The 23,006-nt window shown below is 55.4% G+C and carries 20 protein-coding genes; 12 read left to right on the top strand and 8 right to left on the bottom strand.

Annotated features, from left to right (window positions below; genetic code table 11):
- Positions 1-245: 245 nt before the first annotated feature.
- The 8 genes from sspA (at position 246) to nanQ (ending at position 7,011) form a co-directional block, all read left to right on the top strand.
- Entirely contained in the window at positions 246-884 is a 639-nt protein-coding gene (gene sspA / locus OGV67_RS15590; RefSeq protein ID WP_012135361.1) for a stringent starvation protein SspA, read from the top strand.
- 5 nt (positions 885-889) lie between these two features.
- Positions 890-1,390 (top strand): ClpXP protease specificity-enhancing factor, encoded by a 501-nt coding sequence (gene sspB / locus OGV67_RS15585; RefSeq protein ID WP_012135360.1) that lies wholly within the window; start codon positions 890-892, stop codon positions 1,388-1,390.
- A gap of 115 nt (positions 1,391-1,505) precedes the next feature.
- Entirely contained in the window at positions 1,506-2,294 is a 789-nt protein-coding gene (nanR, locus tag OGV67_RS15580) for a transcriptional regulator NanR (protein WP_012135359.1), read from the top strand.
- Positions 2,295-2,431: 137 nt separating this feature from the next.
- A complete protein-coding gene (nanA, locus tag OGV67_RS15575) occupies positions 2,432-3,325 on the top strand; it encodes an N-acetylneuraminate lyase (protein WP_115614377.1) in 894 nt (297 codons plus the stop codon).
- A 120-nt stretch (positions 3,326-3,445) separates the two neighbouring features.
- On the top strand, positions 3,446-4,936 hold the full coding sequence (gene nanT, locus OGV67_RS15570; protein WP_115614378.1) for a sialic acid transporter NanT: 1,491 nt from the start codon (positions 3,446-3,448) through the stop codon (positions 4,934-4,936).
- Between the two features lie 49 nt (positions 4,937-4,985).
- Positions 4,986-5,675: an N-acetylmannosamine-6-phosphate 2-epimerase gene (locus OGV67_RS15565; protein ID WP_104868130.1), complete on the top strand. Its 690-nt coding sequence runs from the start codon at positions 4,986-4,988 to the stop codon at positions 5,673-5,675.
- On the top strand, positions 5,672-6,544 hold the full coding sequence (gene nanK, locus OGV67_RS15560; RefSeq protein WP_115614379.1) for an N-acetylmannosamine kinase: 873 nt from the start codon (positions 5,672-5,674) through the stop codon (positions 6,542-6,544). The genes OGV67_RS15565 and nanK overlap by 4 nt, the downstream gene beginning before the upstream one ends.
- Complete coding sequence (gene nanQ / locus OGV67_RS15555; RefSeq protein WP_115615316.1) at positions 6,544-7,011, top strand: N-acetylneuraminate anomerase; 468 nt, start codon at positions 6,544-6,546, stop codon at positions 7,009-7,011. The genes nanK and nanQ overlap by 1 nt, the downstream gene beginning before the upstream one ends.
- 130 nt (positions 7,012-7,141) lie before the next feature.
- Here the strand turns inward: nanQ and OGV67_RS15550 are convergent, their stop codons facing one another.
- The 3 genes from OGV67_RS15550 to gltB form a co-directional block, all read right to left on the bottom strand.
- Positions 7,142-8,227: a PDDEXK nuclease domain-containing protein gene (locus tag OGV67_RS15550; protein WP_115608792.1), complete on the bottom strand. Its 1,086-nt coding sequence runs from the start codon at positions 8,225-8,227 to the stop codon at positions 7,142-7,144.
- A gap of 209 nt (positions 8,228-8,436) precedes the next feature.
- A complete protein-coding gene (gene gltD / locus OGV67_RS15545) occupies positions 8,437-9,855 on the bottom strand; it encodes a glutamate synthase subunit GltD (RefSeq protein ID WP_012135351.1) in 1,419 nt (472 codons plus the stop codon).
- Positions 9,856-9,866: 11 nt separating this feature from the next.
- Positions 9,867-14,327 carry a glutamate synthase large subunit gene (gene gltB / locus OGV67_RS15540; RefSeq protein WP_147293774.1) on the bottom strand — a complete coding sequence of 1,487 codons (4,461 nt, stop codon included), beginning with the start codon at positions 14,325-14,327 and terminating at the stop codon, positions 9,867-9,869.
- A gap of 673 nt (positions 14,328-15,000) precedes the next feature.
- On the opposite strand from gltB, the gene mnmL reads away from it, so the two are divergent.
- The 4 genes from mnmL (at position 15,001) to mtgA (ending at position 20,074) form a co-directional block, all read left to right on the top strand.
- Positions 15,001-15,930 (top strand): tRNA modification radical SAM protein MnmL/YtqA, encoded by a 930-nt coding sequence (gene mnmL, locus OGV67_RS15535; RefSeq protein ID WP_112001513.1) that lies wholly within the window; start codon positions 15,001-15,003, stop codon positions 15,928-15,930.
- A 198-nt stretch (positions 15,931-16,128) separates the two neighbouring features.
- Positions 16,129-18,465, top strand: a complete 2,337-nt coding sequence (gene arcB / locus OGV67_RS15530) for an aerobic respiration two-component sensor histidine kinase ArcB (protein ID WP_012135343.1) — start codon at positions 16,129-16,131, stop codon at positions 18,463-18,465.
- Between the two features lie 230 nt (positions 18,466-18,695).
- The gene (elbB, locus tag OGV67_RS15525) at positions 18,696-19,349 is read left to right on the top strand and encodes an isoprenoid biosynthesis glyoxalase ElbB (RefSeq protein ID WP_115608795.1); all 654 of its coding nucleotides are present in this window, start codon (positions 18,696-18,698) and stop codon (positions 19,347-19,349) included.
- The gene (mtgA, locus tag OGV67_RS15520) at positions 19,346-20,074 is read left to right on the top strand and encodes a monofunctional biosynthetic peptidoglycan transglycosylase (protein WP_115608796.1); all 729 of its coding nucleotides are present in this window, start codon (positions 19,346-19,348) and stop codon (positions 20,072-20,074) included. The genes elbB and mtgA overlap by 4 nt, the downstream gene beginning before the upstream one ends.
- Here mtgA and yrbL read toward each other — a convergent pair.
- The 5 genes from yrbL to hpf form a co-directional block, all read right to left on the bottom strand.
- Positions 20,049-20,720 carry a PhoP regulatory network protein YrbL gene (gene yrbL, locus OGV67_RS15515; RefSeq protein WP_012135340.1) on the bottom strand — a complete coding sequence of 224 codons (672 nt, stop codon included), beginning with the start codon at positions 20,718-20,720 and terminating at the stop codon, positions 20,049-20,051. The genes mtgA and yrbL overlap by 26 nt on opposite strands.
- 210 nt (positions 20,721-20,930) lie before the next feature.
- Positions 20,931-21,203 carry a PTS phosphocarrier protein NPr gene (npr, locus tag OGV67_RS15510; protein WP_012135339.1) on the bottom strand — a complete coding sequence of 91 codons (273 nt, stop codon included), beginning with the start codon at positions 21,201-21,203 and terminating at the stop codon, positions 20,931-20,933.
- Positions 21,200-22,054, bottom strand: a complete 855-nt coding sequence (gene rapZ, locus OGV67_RS15505) for an RNase adapter RapZ (RefSeq protein WP_012135338.1) — start codon at positions 22,052-22,054, stop codon at positions 21,200-21,202. Before rapZ ends, npr begins: the two co-directional genes overlap by 4 nt.
- 36 nt (positions 22,055-22,090) lie before the next feature.
- A complete protein-coding gene (gene ptsN / locus OGV67_RS15500) occupies positions 22,091-22,582 on the bottom strand; it encodes a PTS IIA-like nitrogen regulatory protein PtsN (RefSeq protein WP_012135337.1) in 492 nt (163 codons plus the stop codon).
- Between the two features lie 125 nt (positions 22,583-22,707).
- Entirely contained in the window at positions 22,708-22,995 is a 288-nt protein-coding gene (hpf, locus tag OGV67_RS15495) for a ribosome hibernation promoting factor (RefSeq protein ID WP_012135336.1), read from the bottom strand.
- Positions 22,996-23,006: the final 11 nt, after the last annotated feature.

Below are 23,006 nucleotides of genomic sequence, written 5' to 3'. Positions count from 1 at the left end.
TGCGCGTGTGTCCAAAGTAATCCTCTGATTGCCACCTCTTTTTCCCCATTTCCAGAATCGACTCACCACAAAGGTCACAAAATCTGGTAAACTATCATCCATTTTCTGCCCAAATAACGGGTATTGTTCATTTTTTGTTTGCTTTTTGAACAATGATGACTTTTCCGCAGGCGGGTGACATAACTTCTGGCTGGCCACGCGGTGGCTGGTAGCAGTAAAAATTCTGAATATACCTGGAGGTTTTCATGGCTGTCGCTGCCAACAAACGTTCGGTAATGACGCTGTTTTCTGGTCCTACTGACATCTATAGCCATCAGGTCCGCATTGTGCTGGCGGAGAAAGGTGTTAGTTTCGAGATCGAGCATGTGGAGAAGGATAACCCACCTCAGGATCTGATTGACCTCAACCCGAGTCAGAGCGTACCGACCCTGGTGGATCGTGAGCTGACCCTGTGGGAATCTCGCATCATTATGGAATACCTGGATGAGCGTTTCCCTCATCCGCCGCTGATGCCGGTTTACCCGGTTGCGCGTGGCGAAAGCCGCCTGTACATGCACCGTATCGAAAAAGACTGGTACACGCTGATGAACGTCATCGTGAACGGGTCCGCTTCTGAAGCTGACGTTGCGCGTAAACAACTGCGTGAAGAGTTGCAGGCGATCGCGCCTGTGTTTGGTCAAAAACCGTATTTCCTGAGCGATGAGTTCAGCCTGGTTGATTGCTATCTGGCGCCGCTGCTGTGGCGTTTGCCGCAACTGGGTATTGAGTTCAGCGGTGCGGGCGCTAAAGAGCTGAAAGGCTATATGACCCGCGTCTTTGAACGTGACTCGTTCCTCGCTTCTTTAACTGAAGCTGAACGTGAAATGCGCCTCGGTCGGGGTTAATCAGTATGGATTTGTCACAGCTATCCCCACGCCGTCCATATTTGCTGCGTGCATTCTATGAATGGTTGCTGGATAACCAGCTCACGCCGCACCTGGTGGTGGATGTGACGCTGCCTGGCGTGCATGTCCCTATGGAATATGCGCGCGACGGGCAAATTGTTCTGAACATTGCTCCCCGTGCGGTTGGGAATCTGGAGTTGGCCAACGACGAAGTGCGTTTCAACGCGCGCTTTGGCGGCGTCCCGCGTCAGGTCTCCGTGCCGCTGGCTGCGGTACTGGCGATCTATGCGCGTGAAAACGGCGCAGGCACAATGTTTGAACCTGAAGCCGCTTACGATGAAGACGTCGCCAGCTTAAATGATGACGATGTAACGCCGGGCGCGGAGAGCGAAACGGTCATGTCCGTGATTGATGGTGATAAGCCCGATCATGATGATGACAACAATCCTGATGACGATCCGCCGCCGCCGCGTGGTGGTCGACCCGCATTACGCGTAGTGAAGTAACCAAGACAGACAGGCCCTGAGGGCCTGTTTTTTTTCACGCCTGCCACGATTTCACCCCACTTTCGATCCTGTGATAGGATGGCTTTAGTTGCTGTTTTCCTCGACGATTTACATAATGGACGCTATGAACGCATTTGATTCGCAAGCAGAAAATTCTCCGCCAACCATCGGCCGTAGTTTGCGCAGCCGTCCGCTGGCGCGTAAAAAACTGTCGGAAATGGTAGAAGAAGAACTGGAGCAGATGATTCGTCGCGGTGAATTCGGCGAAGGGGAGCAGCTGCCGTCTGAGCGGGAGTTGATGACCTTCTTCAACGTGGGCCGCCCGTCGGTGCGTGAAGCGCTTGCCGCGCTCAAGCGTAAAGGTCTGGTGCAAATCAATAACGGCGAACGCGCCCGCGTGTCGCGGCCTTCTGCTGATACCATCATCAGCGAACTTTCCGGCATGGCGAAAGATTTCCTCTCGCACCCCGGCGGTATCGCCCACTTTGAGCAACTGCGCCTGTTCTTTGAATCAAGCCTTGTGCGCTATGCGGCGGAACACGCGACGGATGAGCAAATTGATCTGCTGGCGAAAGCCCTGGAGATCAACAGCCAGTCGCTGGACGATAACGCGCTCTTCATTCGTTCCGACGTCGAGTTTCACCGCGTGCTGGCGGAAATCCCCGGCAATCCGATCTTCATGGCGATTCATGTCGCGCTGCTGGACTGGCTGATCGCTGCGCGTCCTGCGGTCTCCGGGCAGGAGTTACATGAGCATAATAGCGTGAGTTATCAAGAGCATATCGCTATTGTCGATGCCATTCGTCGGCGCGATCCAGATGAAGCTGACCGCGCGCTGCAAACCCACCTCAATAGCGTATCCGCCACCTGGCACGCCTTCGATCAAAAGAAAAAATTGCGTTAGCGATCGCGATCCTGACGATCGTTTAGTGAAGTAGATCGCACTCTGTGCGTTCTGTACTGGGGTGCTGCTTATTTGATCTGGTATAACAGGTATAAAGGTATGTAGTCAGATAACACTAATCATCGACAGAGGTCGTTATGGCAAAAGATTTACGAGGCGTAATGCCAGCGTTGTTAACTCCTTTTGATAACCAGCAGAAACTGGATATTGAGAGCCTGCGCCGTCTGGTGCGTTTCAACATTGCACAGGGCATTGATGGGCTGTACGTCGGCGGCTCGACCGGGGAAGCGTTCGTTCAGAGCCGCGCAGAAAGAGAGCAGGTCCTGGAAATTGTGGCGGAAGAGGCGAAGGGCAAGGTGACGCTGATTGCCCATGTCGGTACGGTCAGTACCGAAGAGAGCCAGCAGCTGGCCAGCGCGGCGCATCGTTACGGTTTTGATGCCGTTTCCGCCGTGACGCCGTTTTATTATCCGTTTAGCTTTGAAGAGCATTGCGATCACTACCGCGCCATTATCGATTCCGCTGAAGGATTACCGATGGTGGTGTACAACATTCCTGCGCTGAGCGGCGTGAAGCTGACGCTGGATCAAATCAACACGCTGGTCACGCTGCCCGGCGTTGGCGCGCTGAAACAAACCTCCGGCGATCTCTATCAGATGGAGCAGATCCGCCGTGCGCATCCTGATCTGGTGCTCTACAACGGTTATGACGAAATCTTCGCTTCCGGTCTGCTGGCAGGCGCAGATGGGGGAATCGGCAGCACTTACAACATTATGGGCTGGCGTTATCAGGGGATTGTTAAGGCCTTGCAGGAAGGCGATGTAGTGAAAGCGCAGCATCTGCAAACCGAGTGCAATAAGGTCATCGATCTGCTCATTAAAACCGGCGTGTTCCGTGGGCTGAAAACGGTGCTGCACTACATGGACGTGGTCTCCGTACCGCTGTGCCGTAAGCCGTTTGCGCCGGTTGATGAGAAGTATCTGCCTGAACTGAAAGCGCTGGCGCAGCAGTTAATGCAGGAACGCGGTTGACCGGTTGCCGGATAGCGCTAACGCTTATCCGGCCTACAAAATATGAAACGTAGGCCGGGTAAGGCGCGGCGAAGCCGCCATCCGGCAAAGCGACAATAAAAATCGTCGGGAGAATGAAAAATGAGTACTTCTACCCAGAATATCCCGTGGTATCGCCATCTCAACCGGGCGCAGTGGTGGGCATTTTCCGCCGCCTGGCTGGGATATTTGCTTGATGGTTTTGATTTTGTGTTGATTGCCCTTGTTCTGACGGAAGTGCAGGGCGAGTTTGGGTTAACGACGGTTCAGGCGGCCAGCCTGATCTCGGCGGCGTTTATTTCCCGCTGGTTTGGCGGGCTGATGTTGGGCGCAATGGGTGACCGCTATGGCCGACGTCTGGCGATGGTCACCAGTATCATTCTTTTCTCTATGGGGACGCTGGCCTGCGGTTTTGCGCCCGGCTATACCACCATGTTTATCGCCCGTCTGGTGATCGGTATGGGAATGGCGGGCGAATATGGCTCCAGCGCCACCTATGTCATTGAAAGCTGGCCGAAGCACTTACGTAATAAAGCCAGTGGATTCCTGATTTCCGGTTTCTCCGTCGGGGCGGTCGTGGCGGCGCAGGTTTACAGCCTGGTGGTTCCGGTCTGGGGCTGGCGCGCGCTGTTCTTCATTGGCATTCTGCCGATCATTTTCGCGCTCTGGCTGCGTAAAAACATCCCTGAAGCGGAAGACTGGAAAGAGAAACACGAAGGCAAAGCGCCGGTGCGCACGATGGTGGATATTCTCTACCGGGGCGAACATCGCGTCGTCAATGTGCTGATGACGATCGCCGCCGCAACCGCGCTGTGGTTCTGCTTTGCGGGCGACCTGCAAAACGCGGCGATCGTGGCGGTGTTAGGGTTACTGTGCGCCGTTATCTTCATCAGTTTTATGGTGCAAAGCAGCGGCAAACGCTGGCCAACGGGCGTGATGCTGATGATCGTGGTGCTCTTTGCTTTCCTCTATTCATGGCCGATTCAGGCGCTGCTGCCAACGTATCTGAAAACTGAACTGGCTTACGATCCTCACACTGTTGCGCAGGTGCTTTTCTTTAGCGGCTTTGGGGCGGCAGTCGGCTGCTGCGTGGGCGGTTTCCTCGGCGACTGGCTGGGTACGCGCAAAGCCTACGTTTGCAGTTTGCTGGCTTCCCAGGTGCTGATCATTCCGGTATTTGCGATTGGCGGCGCAAACGTCTGGGTACTGGGTCTGCTACTGTTTTTCCAGCAGATGTTGGGGCAGGGGATCTCCGGGATCTTACCGAAACTCATTGGCGGTTATTTTGATACCGACCAGCGAGCGGCAGGTCTGGGCTTTACCTATAACGTCGGCGCACTGGGCGGCGCGCTGGCCCCTATCATAGGGGCGCTGATCGCACAGCGTCTGGATCTGGGCACCGCGCTGGGATCGCTCTCCTTCAGCCTGACCTTTGTGGTGATCCTGTTGATTGGGCTGGATATGCCGTCTCGCGTACAGCGCTGGCTGCGTCCTGAAGCATTACGTATGCATGATGCTATCGACGGAAAACCATTCAGCGGGGCCGTGCCGTTTGGCGGCGACAAAAGCGCCTTTGTAAAAACCAAAAGCTGATGAGGTTTGCCCGGCCAGTTTGCCGGGCGACCTGCGTAAGGAAGTGGATATGTCGTTACTTGAACAACTGGATAAAAACATTGCCGCCAATGGCGGGTTGATTGTCTCCTGCCAGCCGGTTCCAGGCAGCCCTCTCGATAAACCGGACATCGTGGCTGCGATGGCGCTGGCGGCGGAGCAGGCTGGCGCCGTCGCGCTACGCATTGAAGGCGTGGACAATTTGCGGGCGACCCGTGCGCTGGTCTCCGTACCGATTATCGGTATTCTCAAGCGTGACCTTGACGACTCCCCGGTACGCATCACGCCATTCCTTGAGGATGTGGATGCGCTGGCACAGGCCGGGGCGGATATTATTGCGGTTGACGGTACTGACCGTGTACGTCCGGCGACCGTTGATGCGCTGCTGGCGCGTATTCATCAGCACCAGTTGCTGGCGATGACCGACTGCTCGTCACTGGAGGATGGATTAGCCTGTCAGCGGCGTGGTGCGGAAATTATCGGCACCACGCTGTCGGGATACACCACGCCGGACACACCGGACGAACCTGACCTCGCGCTGGTCAAAGCCCTGCATGATGCCGGATGCCGGGTGATTGCCGAGGGGCGTTACAACACGCCGGCACAGGCCGCTGAAGCCATGCGTCACGGCGCGTGGGCGGTGACGGTGGGATCTGCCATTACGCGGCTGGAACATATTTGTCAGTGGTACAACACGGCATTGAAAAAGGCGACGTCATGAGCACGCTGGCGATCGATATTGGCGGCACCAAGCTGGCTGCCGCGCGGGTGGATGATGATTTACGCATCCGCGAACGACGTGAATTGCCGACCCCCGCCAGCAAAACGCCGGATGCGCTGCGAGAGGCGCTAAAAGCGCTGGTTGAACCGCTGCAAACGACCGCGCAGCGGGTGGCGATAGCCTCTACCGGCATTATCAGAGAAGGCGCGCTACTGGCGATAAATCCGCATAACCTGGGTGGTCTGCTGCATTTTCCGTTGGTGCAGATGTTAGAAGATCTTACCGGTCTGCCGACGCTGGCGGTGAATGACGCGCAGGCGGCGGCATGGGCGGAATACCATGCCCTTGCGTCTGATGTCCGCGATATGGTGTTTATTACCGTGTCGACCGGCGTTGGCGGCGGCGTGGTGAGCGACGGCAGATTGCTCACCGGGATGAGCGGTCTGGCCGGGCATCTGGGGCATACGCTGGCCGATCCGCAGGGGCCGGTTTGCGGTTGCGGACGACGCGGCTGTGTGGAGGCTATCGCCTCAGGACGCGGCATTGCGGCAGCGGCGCAGGGTTCCCTGGCCGGGTGCGACGCCAGAACTGTCTTTGCACATGCGGCTGCCGGGAACGAACAGGCTGTGCGTCTGGTTCAGCACTCCGCGCAGGTTGTCGCGCGGTTAATTGCCGATGTTAAAGCGACAACGGATTGCCAGCAGGTGGTTATTGGCGGCAGCGTAGGGTTAGCTGAGGGATATCTGGCGCAGGTACGCCACTTTCTGGCGCAGGAACCAGCGGTTTATCAGGTGGCGTTGAGCGCAGCGCATTACCGACATGACGCGGGGCTACTGGGTGCCGCGTTGTTAGCTCAGGGAGATAAATGATGTTGATGGGAGAAATTCAGTCGTTACCGTCTGCCGGGCTGCATCCGGTATTGCTGGATGCGTTAACCCTGGCGCTGGCGGTAAGGCCGCAGGAGAAAACGCCCGGGCGCTACGAATTGCAGGGCGACGATGTGTTTATGAATGTGATGCAGTTTGCCACGCAGTCGCCGCAGGAGAAAAAAGCGGAGCTGCATGTGCAGTACATCGACATTCAGCTGTTATTGACGGGTGAGGAGCGCATTCTGTTTGGCGTAGTCGGGTCAGCGCGCGAATGCGAGGAGCTGCATGGTGAAGAGGATTACCAGCTTTGCCGCCGTATCCATGAACAGCAGTCCATTACGCTGACACCGGGGATGTTCTCCGTGTTTATGCCGGGGGAACCCCATAAGCCCGGGTGTATGGCTGGCGAGTCAGGGGAGATTAAGAAAGCTGTGGTGAAGGTGCGCGCCAGCTTATTAGAGGCATGAAAATACCGGATGGTTTATAGCCATCCGGTGTAACGCTTTATATCTCCCGATAGTGCATAATCCCGTCAGTCGAGTTGTTGAAAATTCAGCTCGTGACGCAGTGCTTTTCCTGATGTGCAAAGTAAATTGGTTATTCAGTTGATTCAACTTGCTGTGCAGTCAGTGCTATTTGTGAACGAATGAGCTCATCTGCCAGTAGTTTTTCGTCAGGCAACTGCACTTTGTACTCGCTCGCCATGATGGTATTCGGCAGGCCGTTTAGCGCGTAATGCGCTTCCCCCGCGCCTTTTCCTGCGCACAAAACCAACCCGACGGGCGGGTTTTCTCCCGGCATTGTCCAGTGCTCTTTGGCATAGTTCAGGTACATATTCATCTGCCCGGCATCCGCATAACTGAATTTGCCGACCTTCAGGTCAACGAGCAACAGGCAACGCAAGCGGCGATGGAAGAACAACAGATCGACGCGGAACCAGCTATCGTCTATGCGTAATCGGCGCTGGCGGCCGACAAAAGCAAAATCGTCACCAAGCTCCAGCATAAAGTCCATCAGGTGACTGAGCAGCGCCTCTTCGAGATCCGACTCGGAATACTCGTCCTTCAGGTTAAGAAATTCCAGAATGAACGGGTCGCGTATGGCTCGCTCCGGCAAGACTGTTGGCTCGGCGGGCGCAGGCTGCTGCAACATGGCGGATTTGTCATGGGACAGTAGCGTCCGTTCGTAGAACTGGGTGGAGATTTGCCGATCGAGTTGCCGCACAGACCAGCCGTTACGTAGCGTCTCTTTCTCGTAAAAAGTGCGGGCATCGGGATTTTTTACCGATAGTAAACGCACGTAAGCTGACCAGGGAAGCGGAAAAACTTTAGCGAGTTGTATCAAATGTGAAGATTCCGCAGACACTGTCTGCGGAATTTCAATATACTGAAAACATAGATAAAATGTTCTCATTTGCCACAGATTCCTGGTGGAAAATCCACGCTTATAGCGCTGGCTTAAATCTGCGGATAACCGCTCAATGAGTTGAATACCATAAGCCGCTCGTGCTTCGCCGCCTTGTTCAAACTCGACAATTCTCCTGCCGATTTCCCAGTAGGTTGCCGTCATCAAAGCATTAATACTGCGGACGGCCTCGGTATGGGCATTGTCCACTAATCGAATAATACCGTCATGGATTTGCTGATAATCGTCAGCGTGTTGAAGTGGTGTTGGTACAGTCATGTCATCCCTGGCGCGATAGTTGCGAAATGAAAAATATATCGCTACCAATACGCTTCAGGCATATCCTGGTCAATCCAGGAGAGGTGTATTACATTGAGTTACAGCCGTATTTGCGAGCGGCTTTCGAAGAATGAATTCGCATATATTTAGCAGAGAAATATTGGCTCCCCATCCATCAGCGTCAGGCTGTGGCAGGGGAGCCAGAAGTATTACACTTCCAGGTAATTCAGGATACCGTCTGCCGCTTTACGGCCTTCGGCAATTGCCGTGACCACCAGATCCGAGCCTCGCACGATGTCGCCACCGGCGAAGATTTTCGGGTTGCTGGTCTGGAAGGCGTTTTCATTACCTTCCGGCGCGATAATCCGCCCCTGGGAGTCCAGCTCCACGCTGTGTTTCGCCAGCCACGCCATGCTGTGCGGGCGGAAACCAAACGCCATTACCACCGCATCTGCCGGGATCACATGCTCGGAACCGGCGACGATTTCCGCACGACGACGACCTTTCGCGTCCGGCGCGCCCATTTCGGTACGCACCATCTTCACGCCGCTTACTTTACCGTTGGCATTCACTTCTACGCCCAGCGGCTGCACGTTGAACTGGAATTCGACCCCTTCTTCGCGCGCGTTTTTCACTTCGCGTCTGGAGCCTGGCATGTTCTCTTCGTCACGACGATAGGCGCAGGTGACGTGCGTCGCGCCCTGGCGAACCGAGGTACGCACGCAGTCCATCGCGGTGTCGCCGCCGCCCAGTACCACGACGCGTTTGCCTTCCATACTGACGAACGGTTCGTCAGTGGTTTCGCCAAAGCCCATGATCTGTTTGGTGTTGGCAATCAGGAACGGCAGGGCATCGAACACGCCGTCGGCATCTTCGTTTTCCAGCCCGCCGCGCATTGATTGATAGGTACCAACGCCGAGGAACACCGCATCGTACTCTGCCAGCAAGTCGTCCAGCTGCACGTCGCGACCCACTTCGGTATTCAGTTTGAACTCAATGCCCATGCCGGTGAAGATCTCACGACGGCGGGTCATCACCTCTTTTTCCAGCTTGAAAGCCGGGATACCGAACGTCAGCAAACCGCCGATTTCCGGGTGACGGTCAAAGACCACCGCCTTCACGCCGTTACGGGTGAGTACGTCGGCACAGGCCAGCCCTGCCGGGCCCGCGCCGATAATCGCCACGCGTTTGTCGGTCTGACGCACGCCAGTCATGTCCGGGCGCCAGCCCATTTCGAACGCTTTATCGTTGATATAACGCTCGATGTTGCCGATAGTCACTGCGCCGAACTCGTCGTTGAGCGTACAGGAGCCCTCGCACAAACGATCCTGCGGGCAGACGCGGCCGCACACTTCCGGCAGCGTGTTGGTCTGGTGAGACAACTCCGCCGCTTCGAAAATACGTCCTTCGTTCGCCAGCTTCAGCCAGTTCGGGATGTAGTTATGTACCGGGCACTTCCACTCGCAGTACGGGTTGCCGCAGGAGAGGCAGCGATCCGCCTGCGCTTTGGCCTGGCCTTCGGAAAACGGTTCGTAAATTTCAACAAACTCGATTTTGCGGATCTTCAGCGCCTTCTTCGGCGGATCAACGCGTTGCAGGTCGATAAATTGGTATACGTTCTGACTCATTGCTCTACCCCTTACTGCGCCTGCACACGCAGCTCAGCTGCGCTACGACTACGGTGACCCAACAGTGCTTTCACATCACTGGACTTCGGCTTAACCAGCGCGAATTTGGTTGAGAATACTGACCAGTTAGCCAGGATCTCTTCACCGCGCTGAGAACCGGTATGCTGCACATGCTCGGTAATCAGACCGCGCAGATGTTCTTCGTGGATGGCCAGGTCATCGACGTTCAGCACTTCCACCAGCTCCGGGTTCACGCGTTTGCGGAACTCGCCGTCTTCATCCAGCACGTAGGCGAAGCCGCCCGTCATGCCAGCACCGAAGTTAACGCCCGTTTTGCCCAGTACACAGACAATACCGCCCGTCATGTATTCACAGCCGTTGTCGCCAATGCCTTCTACCACGGTGATGGCCCCGGAGTTACGTACTGCGAAACGTTCGCCCGCGCGGCCCGCCGCATACAGACGACCGCCGGTCGCGCCGTACAGACAGGTATTGCCGATGATGCTGGCCTCATGACTGCGAAACGCTGAACCCACCGGAGGACGCACCGCCAGCAGACCGCCCGCCATGCCTTTACCGACGTAGTCGTTGGCATCGCCCGTCAAATACAGCTCCACGCCGCCCGCGTTCCAGACGCCGAAGCTCTGACCTGCGGTGCCGCTGAAGTGTGCCTTGATCGGGTCAGAGGCCAGCCCCTGATCGCCATGCGTCTGAGCGATATAGCCAGAGAGCGACGCGCCCACGGAGCGGTCGGTGTTGCGAATGTCGAACCAGAAGGTTTTGCTCTGGCGCTCATCGACAAACGGCTTCGCCTGTTGCAGCAGTTGCGCGTTCAGCACGCCGTTATCAAACGGCGGGTTATGCTCGGTGCAGTACAGCGCTTTACCCGGATGAGGCTCAGCGGTTTCCAGCAGTCGGGACAGTTCCAGCTTCTGCTGCTTAGCGGTAAACCCTTCCAGCTCTTTCAGCAGGTCGGTACGGCCAATCAGATCCACCAGACGCTTCACGCCAAGCTGCGCCATCAGCTCGCGGGTTTCGCGGGCGATAAACTCAAAGTAGTTGGTCACTTTGAACGGCAGGCCGTGGTAGTGGTTCTTACGCAGTTTGTCATCCTGAGTCGCCACGCCTGTCGCGCAGTTGTTCAGGTGGCAAATACGCAGGTATTTACAGCCCAGCGCCACCATCGGGCCGGTGCCGAAGCCAAAGCTCTCCGCGCCGAGAATCGCTGCTTTGATGATGTCGAGGCCCGTTTTCAGGCCGCCGTCCACCTGCAAACGGATCTTGTGACGCAGACCGTTAGCCACCAGCGCCTGCTGGGTTTCCACCAGGCCCAGCTCCCACGGACAGCCCGCATATTTCACGGAGGAGAGCGGGCTGGCGCCGGTGCCGCCGTCATATCCGGCGATAGTGATCAGATCCGCATAGGCTTTCGCCACGCCGGTAGCGATGGTGCCGACGCCCGGTTCAGAAACCAGCTTCACGGAGATCATCGCTTTCGGGTTGACCTGTTTCAGGTCGAAAATCAGCTGCGCCAGATCCTCGATAGAGTAGATATCGTGGTGCGGCGGCGGAGAAATCAGCGTCACGCCCGGTACGGAATAGCGCAGTTTGGCGATGTACGGGGTCACTTTATCGCCCGGCAACTGGCCGCCTTCGCCCGGCTTCGCGCCCTGAGCGACTTTAATCTGAATGACGTCAGCATTGACCAGATACGCTGGCGTTACGCCGAAGCGGCCGGAAGCGACCTGTTTGATGCGCGACACTTTGTTGGTGCCGTAGCGCGCCGGGTCTTCGCCGCCTTCGCCGGAGTTGGAGTTACCGCCGATGCTGTTCATCGCTTCCGCCAGCGCTTCATGCGCTTCCGGGCTCAGCGCGCCGATGGACATCGCCGCGGTATCGAAGCGTTTAAACAGCTCATTCGCCGGTTCAACATCGTTGATGCTGATGGCGTTATCGCCAGGATTGAGCGCCAGCAGATCGCGCAGCGTTGCCGCCGGACGTTCGTTAACAAGCGCGGCATATGCCTGGTAATCGCGGTACTCGCCGCTCTGCACCGCCTGTTGCAGGGTGCGCACCACATCCGGGTTATAGGCGTGGTATTCGCCGCCGTGCACGTATTTCAGCAGACCGCCCTGATCCAGCGGTTTACGCGCCAGCCAGGCACGTTTCGAGAGGTTCAGCAGATCCTGCTGGAAGTCGGCAAAACCGGCGCCGCCAATGCGGCTGACCACGCCCTGGAAGCAGTGGCTCACCACGTCATCATGCAGACCGACCGCTTCAAACAGTTTGGAGCAGCGGTATGAGGCGATGGTCGAAATGCCCATTTTGGACATGATCTTGTACAGACCTTTATTGATGCCGTTACGGTAGTTCAGCATCACGGTACGGTAGTCTTTGGCGATGGCCTGGGTGTCGATCAGACGGCCCAGCGTTTCATAGGCGAGATACGGATAGATCGCCGTGGCGCCAAAGCCCAGCAGCACGGCAAAGTGGTGCGGGTCACGCGCGCTTGCGGTTTCTACGATGATGTTGGCATCGCAGCGCAGGCTCTTATCCACCAGACGAGTCTGTACCGCCCCGACAGCCATCGGCGCCGGAACCGGTAAACGGTTTTTGGCGATGTTACGGTCAGAGAGCACCAGCAAGACGGTGCCGTTACGCACCATCTGTTCAGCCTTATCGCACAGCGCTTTCACCGTTTCTTCGAGCGAGGTTTCCGTCACATCGAAGGTGATATCCAGCGTATCGGCGCGGTAATGCTCCTCTTTCATGGTGGTGAGCTGTTTGAAATCGGAGTACAGCAGAATTGGCGATTTAAAGCTCAGACGGTGCGCCTGTCCTTCCGCTTCGCAAAAGACGTTCATCTCGCGGCCAATGCTGGTGGCCAGCGACATGACGTGCGCTTCACGCAGCGGGTCGATTGGCGGGTTGGTCACCTGCGCAAACTGCTGGCGGAAGTAGTCGTAAATAATGCGCGGCTGGCTGGAAAGCACGGCGAAGGGGGTGTCATCACCCATTGAACCGACCGCTTCCTGGCCGTTTTCGCCCAGTACGCGGATGACGGAATCCAGCTCTTCGGCGCTGTAGTTAAACTGTTTCTGATAGCTGGCGAGCATGTCGTCGTCCAGCTCGCGGTTTCCGACCTGATCGTCGGCCAGATCTTCAAACGGCACCAGGCGGCGGACGTTCTTCTCCATCCACTCTTTATACGGATGGCGGCTTTTCAGATCGTCATCGGTTTCCGCAGAGTGCAGGATGCGCCCGCCACGGGTGTCGATCACCATCAGTTCACCGGGGCCGACGCGGCCCTTTTCCACGACTTCGTCAGGCTGGTAGTCCCAGATCCCCACCTCAGAGGCGCAGGTGATCAGTTTATCTTTGGTGATGACGTAGCGCGCCGGACGCAGACCGTTACGATCGAGGTTACAGGCAGCGAAGCGACCGTCGGACATCACGATGCCCGCCGGGCCATCCCACGGCTCCATGTGCATGGAGTTAAAGTCAAAGAAGGCGCGCAGGTCCGGGTCCATATCCGGGTTGTTCTGCCATGCGGGCGGCACCAGCAGGCGCATGGCGCGCACGATGTCCATCCCGCCTGCCAGCAGCAGTTCCAGCATGTTATCCAGCGAGCTGGAGTCGGAACCGGTCTCGTTGACGAACGGCGCGGCGGATTGTAAATCCGGGATCAGCGGCGTCTGGAATTTATAAGTACGGGCGCGCGCCCACTGACGGTTGCCGGTAATGGTGTTGATTTCGCCGTTGTGCGCCAGGTAGCGGAACGGCTGCGCCAGCGGCCAGCGCGGCACGGTATTGGTGGAGAAGCGCTGGTGGAACAGGCAAATGGCCGATTCCAGACGCAAATCCGCCAGGTCCAGGTAGAAGCGCGGCAGATCTGCCGGCATACACAGACCTTTATAGATGTTCACCAGGTTCGACAGGCTACAAACGTAGAAGTCTTTATCGTCCTGAAGGCGTTTCTCAATGCGGCGGCGGGCGATAAACAGGCGGCGTTCCATATCCCGGGGACGCCAGCCCGCAGGGGCGTTAACAAAAATTTGCTCAATACGTGGCAGGGAGGAGAGGGCGATTTCACCGAGGACACCTTCGTTGGTCGGCACATCGCGCCAGCCCACAATCGACAGGGTTTCCCGCTGTAATTCTTCTTCGACGATACGACGTGATGCCGCCGCCAGCTCAGAGTCCTTATTCAGGAAGAGCATACCGACAGCGTAGTTTTTGGCTAAACGCCAGCCGCGCTCTTCTGCAACGATGCGAAAAAAGCGATCGGGTTTTTGCAGCAGCAAACCGCAACCGTCGCCGGTTTTACCGTCAGCGAGGATCGCGCCACGGTGCTGCATACGGGCCAGTGCGTGTATGGCGGTACGCACTACCTTGTGGCTAGGTTCGCCTTCTATGTGGGCGATCAGGCCGAAACCACAGTTATCCCTCTCAAGGGATTTATCGTACAACATATCAGTGAACCTCCCCAGGCTCTGCGGGACTCCCATCCGATACCGATTGCGCACGGGCACAGAAAGAGCGTGGCGACGGGGGTTGCGTATCATACGCTTACCTCGCATTCGCCCTCTTTTATCCTTTTCGCATCGGTAAATACGTTTAAGAGGGAATCTCAATTACTGCATAAATATGATGAGCAGGCTGCTCATCCAGAAAGCTTCCAGCGGATTTCCAACTTATCGGGAATCCACACACAGGTCAAATGGCAATCTTATTTATGCAAAAATGTGCTATAGGTCGATTAACTTTATGAATGTATTGAAAATAATGACTTTTTTACATTGATTTGATGCGGCATAAGCGCGGGGGAGAGTGTGATCTGTCTCACTATCATAACGGCCTGTTAGCCCTTATCTCACCTTGATTATCCGTAATGCTTAGCATTTTATGCTGGTTTAAGCGGTGCAGGCATTTCATGATACTGTTTTTTAGCCAGTGTCATCAGAAGATAAAAAAAGTGTGCAGTTATAAGGAAAAGTAATTAGCTATGGAGTGAATGAAATCGCGGTAATTTTGCTTGATTATGCAATAAATAAAAGCCTGCCGGAGCGATTGATCCAGGTCATCGCCGACAAAGGCTAAAAATGGCAGGCTTTGGCCTCTTTTCAAGGCGCGGTCTATCAGATTATGCAGTTACAGAAATTAGTCAATATGTTTGGTGGGGATCTTTCTCGTCGTTATGGGCAAAAAGTTCATAAACTGACGTTGCACGGCGGATTTAGCTGTCCAAACCGCGATGGCACCATCGGACGTGGCGGGTGTACTTTCTGTAATGTCGCCTCTTTCGCCGATGAGGCGCAGCAGTATCGCTCCATTGCCGAACAACTGGCGCATCAGGCGCATCTGGTCAATCGCGCCAAACGTTATCTGGCCTATTTCCAGGCGTACACCAGTACCTTTGCCGAAGTGCAGGTGCTGCGTTCTATGTATCAGCAGGCGGTAAGCCAGGCCAGCATTGTTGGGCTGTGCGTCGGTACGCGCCCCGACTGTGTACCGGATGCGGTGCTCGATCTGCTCTGCGAATATAAAGACCAGGGCTATGAAGTGTGGCTGGAACTGGGATTGCAAACCGCGCATGACAAAACGCTACGCCGTATTAATCGCGGCCATGATTTTGCCTGTTATCAGCGAACCACCCAACTGGCGCGTGAGCGTGGGCTGAAAGTGTGCTCGCATCTGATTGTGGGTTTACCCGGCGAAGGGCAGACGGAATGCCTGCAAACGCTGGAGCGCGTGGTGGAAACGGGCGTGGATGGCATTAAGCTGCACCCGCTGCATATTGTAAAAGGCAGCATTATGGCGAAAGCCTGGGAGGCGGGACGCCTGAACGGCATTGCGCTGGAGGCGTATACGCTGACGGCGGGGGAGATGATCCGCCATACGCCGCCGGAGGTTATTTATCATCGCATTTCCGCCAGCGCCCGTCGTCCGACGTTGCTCGCCCCGCTGTGGTGTGAGAATCGCTGGACGGGCATGGTGGAGCTGGACCGCTATCTTAACGAACATGGCGCGCAAGGCTCCGCGCTTGGCACTCCGTGGATTCAGCCGGAGAGCTAACCATCCGTAGGCGTGTAGGCCTGATAAGCGAAGCGCCATCAGGCAGCCTGGCGCACATTGCCGGATGGCGGCTATGCCTTATCCGGCCTACCGCCTACCCGGTCATTTCACCGATAACCTCCGCATTTATTGCACAATTTTCAACGTACTGCTCAGAATTGAGTATTATTGTGCGAAGTTGTCGTGAAGGAATCCCCTATGAAGCAAATTCGTATGCTGGCGCAATACTATGTCGACCTGATGATGAAGCTGGGTCTGGTGCGCTTTTCGATGCTGTTGGCGTTAGCGCTGGTGGTGCTGGCGATAGTGGTGCAGATGGCGGTCACCATGGTGTTGCATGGTCAGGTCGAAAGTATTGATGTCATCCGCTCCATCTTTTTTGGCCTGTTAATCACGCCCTGGGCCGTCTATTTCTTGTCGGTGGTGGTGGAGCAACTGGAGGAGTCCAGGCAGCGCCTGTCACGGCTGGTACAAAAGCTGGAAGAGATGCGCGAGCGCGATCTCAAACTCACGGTACAACTGAAAGACAATATTGCTCAGCTTAATCAGGAAATTGCCGATCGCGAAAAAGCGGAGGCTGAGCGCCAGTCGACCTTCGAACAGCTAAAAGTGGAAATCAAGGAGCGTGAAGAGACGCAGATTCAGCTTGAACAGCAATCCTCTTTCTTACGCTCTTTCCTCGATGCGTCGCCGGATTTGGTTTTTTATCGCAATGAAGATAAAGAGTTTTCCGGCTGTAACCGCGCGATGGAACTGCTGACCGGCAAGAGTGAAAAACAGCTCGTCCATTTAAAACCGGCTGACGTCTATTCCCCCGAAGCGGCGGAAAAAGTGATTGAGACCGACGAAAAAGTCTTCCGCCATAATGTCTCGTTGACCTATGAACAGTGGCTCGATTACCCGGACGGGCGCAAAGCGTGCTTTGAAATTCGCAAGGTGCCCTATTACGACCGCGTTGGTAAACGTCATGGCCTGATGGGCTTTGGGCGCGATATTACGGAACGTAAGCGTTATCAGGACGCGCTTGAACGCGCCAGCCGCGACAAGACCACGTTTATCTCTACGATCAGCCACGAGCTGCGTACGCCGCTGAACGGCATTGTCGGCTTAAGCCGCATTCTGCTGGATACCGACCTTACCAGCGAGCAGGAAAAATACCTGAAAACCATCCATGTCTCTGCGGTCACGTTGGGGAATATTTTCAACGATATCATTGATATGGATAAGATGGAGCGGCGTAAAGTCCAGCTGGATAACCAGCCGGTAGATTTCACCAGTTTCATGGCGGATCTGGAGAATCTCTCCGGCCTGCAGGCGCAGCAAAAAGGGCTACGCTTTGTGCTCGATCCGACGTTGCCGCTGCCGCATAAGGTGATCACCGACGGCACGCGTTTGCGCCAAATTCTGTGGAACCTGATCAGCAACGCCGTGAAGTTTACCCAGCAAGGGCAGGTGACGGTGCGCGTACGCTATGACGAAGGCGATGTGCTGCATTTTGACGTGGAAGATTCCGGCATCGGTATTCCGCAGGATGAGCAGGATAAAATCTTCGCCATGTATTATCAGGTGAAAGACAGTCATGGCGGTAAACCCGCGACGGGGACCGGGATTGGCCTGGCGGTATCGCGCCGCCTGGCAAAAAATATGGGCGGCGACATCACCGTTTCCAGCCAGCCGGGTAAAGGTTCCGTCTTTACGTTAACCGTACATGCGCCAGCCGTGGCGGAAGAGGTCGAGGACACGCTGGAAGAGAATGACATGCCGCTGCCTGCGCTGCATGTGCTGCTGGTCGAGGACATTGAGCTGAACGTCATTGTGGCGCGTTCAGTGCTGGAAAAACTGGGCAACAGCGTTGACGTGGCGATGACCGGGAAAGCCGCGCTGGAAATGTTCACCCCGGGTGAATACGATCTGCTGCTGCTGGATATTCAACTGCCGGATATGACGGGCCTGGATATCTCCAGAGAACTTACCCGCCGCTATGCGCGGGAAGAATTACCGCCGCTGGTCGCACTCACTGCTAACGTCCTGAAAGACAAGAAAGAGTATCTGGACGCGGGAATGGACGATGTGTTGAGCAAGCCGCTGTCGGTTCCGGCGTTAACCGCAATGATTAAAAAATACTGGGATACCCGTAACGAAGAGGAGAGCACTGTGACATCTGAAGAGAGCAGTAAATCGCAAGCGTTGTTAGATATCCCGATGTTAGAGCAGTATATCGAACTGGTCGGCCCGAAATTAATTACGGATGGACTGGCGGTGTTCGAGAAAATGATGCCGGGTTACTTAAGCATCCTGGAGTCCAACCTGACGGCGCGGGATACCAAAGGCGTTGTTGAAGAAGGCCACAAAATTAAAGGCGCGGCGGGCTCCGTCGGGTTGCGTCATCTACAGCAACTGGGTCAGCAAATTCAGTCGCCGGATCTTCCTGCCTGGGAAGATAACGTGGGTGAATGGGTTGAAGAGATGAAGCAGGAGTGGCAGCACGACGTCGCGGTGCTGAAAGCCTGGGTGGCAAACGCGGAAAAAAAATGACCCCGGATTGACCGGGGTGCGCGAATACTGCGCCAACACCAGGGAAATCGTGGCTGCGCCGTAAGTTATGATTGTTTTTTACACAGGCGCAGCTCTGCTTTTCAGGCCGCACGCAGTTAAGATAGCAAATCTTAAATGTTTTGTTACATGAATCAGTTAAATGTGTGAAGCGCAGCATTTTAATCAGAATTATTAATACGCTTCAGTAAGTTGCGAAAAGGATCATCACGATGAAAAAAATTGGCGTAGTGCTCAGTGGATGTGGCGTATACGACGGCGCCGAGATTCATGAAGCCGTTCTGACCCTTCTGGCGATTGCCCGCAGCGGCGCGCAGGCCATCTGCTTTGCGCCGGATAAACAGCAGGCTGATGTGATTAATCACCTGACGGGCGAAGCGATGGCGGAGACGCGAAATGTCCTGATCGAAGCCGCGCGCATTACGCGAGGGGAAATTCGTCCACTCGCCCAGGCGATCTCCAGCGATCTGGACGCGCTGATTGTTCCGGGTGGATTTGGCGCGGCGAAAAACCTGAGTAATTTTGCCAGCCAGGGCAGCGAGTGCCGGGTAGATAGCGACCTGGCCGCGCTGGCAATCGCCATGCACCAGTCGGGTAAGCCGTTAGGGTTTATGTGCATTGCCCCGGCAATGCTGCCCAGGATTTTTGGTTTCCCGCTTCGTCTGACGATTGGCACCGATATCGATACGGCGGAAGTGCTGGAAGATATGGGGGCCGAGCATGTGCCATGTCCGGTTGACGATATTGTGGTGGATGAAGATAACAAAATTGTCACCACGCCTGCTTACATGCTGGCGCAGGATATTGCACAGGCGGCGACCGGCATTGAAAAACTGGTGTCTCGCGTACTGGTTCTGGCTGAATGAGTAAAGGGCGTTTCACTCCGCTGGCGTCCCTGCGCCGTTTGCTCCTGCGCATCCTTGTGGTGCTGGCGGTTTTTTGGGGCGGCGGCATCGCGCTGTTCAGCGTCGTTCCGGTGCCTTTTTCCGCAGTGATGGTGGAACGGCAGATTAGCGCGTGGCTGCAAGGCGATTTCGGCTATGTTGCGCATTCCGACTGGGTTGGCATGGATGCGATCTCGCCGTGGATGGGGCTGGCGGTGATTGCGGCGGAAGACCAGAAATTCCCGGAACACTGGGGCTTTGATGTTTCGGCCATTGAGAAGGCGCTGGCGCACAATGAGCGTAATGAAAACCGAATTCGTGGGGCGTCCACGCTTTCTCAGCAAACGGCGAAGAATCTCTTTTTATGGGATGGCCGCAGTTGGCTGCGCAAAGGGCTGGAGGCCGGGCTCACCGTCGGGCTGGAAACCGTCTGGAGTAAAAAACGCATCCTGACCGTCTACCTGAATATTGCGGAGTTTGGCGATGGCGTGTTTGGCGTGGAAGCGGCGTCGCAGCGCTATTTTAATAAACCTGCCAGCCGGTTAAGTATGTCAGAAGCCGCGCTATTGGCGGCGGTGCTGCCAAACCCTTTACGCTTTAAAGCGAACGCGCCTTCAGGCTATGTGCGTAGCCGTCAGGCGTGGATTTTGCGTCAAATGCGCCAGTTGGGCGGCGAATCGTTTATGACGCGTAACCATCTGTATTAAGATTGCGCTGACGCGCGGCCTCAAGAGAGGGGAGCGGCAGCGCGCTTTTGTCTTCTTCCTGGCGGTTCATCTTCAGCGCCGCCACCAGACCCGGTTGGGCAATCAACCGTTCCCACTGTCTTTCCTGTTTGCGATGGCAAAACCAGGCTGACCAGCTTGCCAGCGGGATCAGCGTGCTCTCGCCGATGTTGTCGCAGATCACCGGGATCGCTTCGGATTCGCTAATGCGGTGACACAGAATATTTTGCGGCTTCAGGGTCATGGTGACGATGCGGTTATCGTAGATATAACGCTTGAGCGTTTTCAGCAACTGGCGCAGGACGGCGGCATCTTCGTCATTGCGGCACTGCGCCACAAATTCAGTCAGCGTGACGGACGGTTTGCCATCGAAATCGGTTATCACATCGTAGACGTAACCCGTACCACAATCGGTCTCTACCGTACCGTGATAGCGCGGGATGCCGCTCCAGTCTTGCAGGTAACGTGACAGATGCGCGTAATATTTCAGCTCGCGGCGGATCTCTTTCTTGCCGCTGCGGTCGGCATTGTAAATGATCTTAATGCAGCGTTGGGCATCGCCCGGATGCGCATAACATTTACGATGGCGTCCGGTGCCCAGGGGATTTTGTTCAGATAAAAGTATCATGAGATCTCCTGGTAATGTTGCTAATAGAACCAGTATGAACGCTCAACTTAAATAGAACGTAAACAACACTTCTTAAGGTTTTCTTAAGGTTTAATCAGGACGGAAAAGCGCACGGAATGTACAATATCGACGCAGGCAGAAAGGCGAGAGAATAAAAAAAACGCCGGATGGCGTTTTCTGGGAGAAAGGAGGAGACGAAAGCGAAATGGCCTAATCTTCGTCGAATCCTGAATTGAACAGCGCGATCACCGCCGCCAGCGCTTCGACCTCCTGCGGGCCGGTAGCTTCAATTTCTATCTGGCGACCTTTAGCAGAGTCCAGCATCAGCAGGGCAATGACGCTATTGGCTTCGGCTTCGGTGCCTTCATCATTGCGTAACAGCACTTCGGCCTCAAAACCCTGCATTAATTCAAACAGTTTCATGGCAGGCCGGGCATGCATACCCAGCTTGTTCGTGACTTCTACAGTCTGCTTCACGGTCATGTTTTGCGTTTTTCCAGCGTTCTATGGCGTGACTGCACGTTCTTACCGCGTGAGCGGAAGTAGTCTGCCAGCTGTTCTGCAATATACACCGAACGGTGTTTCCCGCCGGTACAGCCGATGGCTACGGTGAGATAGCTACGGTTGTTTGTCTCCAGCATGGGTAACCATAACTCAAGATAGCTGCGAGTCTGGTAGATAAAATTGTGTACTTCTGTGTGCCTGTCGAGGAATGCCGCAACCGGTTTATCGAGACCGGTCATTGGACGCAGTTTCGGGTCCCAGTGCGGGTTAGGCAGGAAGCGCACGTCAAAAACATAATCGGCATCGATTGGAATACCGTGCTTGAAGCCGAAGGACTCGAACACCATTGTCAGCTCGCGTTCGCGCTTACCCAGCAGACGGGTACGCAGCATTTCCGCCAGTTCATGCACGGACATTTCAGAGGTATCGACAATCAGATCGGCGCGGGAGCGCAGCGGTTCCAGCAGATCGCTTTCCTGGTCGATGGCGCTCTCCAGGGAGAGATTTTTGCTGGAAAGCGGATGCAGACGGCGCGTATCGCTGTAACGGCGAATCAGCGTGTTGCGATCGGCATCAAGGAACAGAAGCTGTGGTGAAAACGCATCGGGCAGGTTGTTCATCGCCTGCTCGAAAATTTCAGGGGACTCAGGCATGTTACGCACGTCAATGCTGACGGCCGCAGAAATCTGGCGATCGGCCAGCGTACGAGCCAGATCGGGCAACAGCACCACGGGGAGGTTGTCCACGCAGTAAAAACCCATATCTTCCAGCGCACGCAGGGCGACAGATTTCCCTGACCCTGAACGACCGCTGACGATCATCAGTACCATGTACCGTTTCTCCTCACAACAGATGCCATTGGGTGGTTATGCCTCATCCTTTCCACCTTCGGTGTCAGTGATGATTTGATACAGCTCTTCGTCACTCTGCGCGGCGCGCAGGCGGCGGCAGATGGTTTTATCCGCCAGACGTTTAGCGACCAGCGACAGTGTATGCAGATGTGTTTTGGTCTGATCTGCGGGCACCAGCAGGGCGAAAAGCAGATCGACCGGTTGATTATCAATGGCATCGAAAGCGATAGGCGTTTCGAGTTGGACGAACACGCCGACGGCGCGCAGCGTATCTTCTTCCAGCTTGCCGTGCGGGATGGCGATACCATTGCCAATACCGGTACTGCCCATTTTCTCACGCGTCAGGATTGCTTCAAATACCACCTGCGGAGGCAGGCTGAGCTGTTTTGCCGCCAGTTCACTGATAATCTCCAGCGCACGTTTTTTGCTCTGGCAGTGAACGCCGCTGCGCGTACATTCCTGGTTAAGTACGCTGCTCAGTTGTAGAGTCGTATCGTTATTTGTCATAATTTCACCTAAGAACCTGTTCCATCAGAATGATTCCTGATGAGGCAGATTCGGAGCGCTAACTGTACAAATGGCCTGTTGTGCGTCACAACAGGCCGTCCTGCACTCGCTAACTGCCCGGACAATTAGTGTTGTTTCAGTTTATCTTTGTGTTTCGTTAGCTGCCTTGCCAGTTTATCGATCAAACCGTCAATGGCGGCATACATATCCTGACCTTCCGCGCTGGCGTGAATTTCGCCACCGTTTACATGCAGTGTCGCATCCGAGATGTGTGTTACCTTCTCCACTTTCAAAACAACGTAGACCTGATTAATCCTGTCAAAATACTGCTCAAGTTTGGCGAATTTGGTTGAGACAAAGTCGCGCAGGGCTTCAGTAATTTCGACGTTATTTCCAGTGATGTTGAGCTGCATAGTGTCTTCCT

Source organism: Citrobacter sp. CK188, from assembly GCF_030333525.1.
GTDB lineage: Bacteria > Pseudomonadota > Gammaproteobacteria > Enterobacterales > Enterobacteriaceae > Citrobacter_B > Citrobacter_B koseri.
Note: the sequence above shows the minus strand (reverse complement) of the source record. Positions and strands in the feature narration are given on the sequence as shown.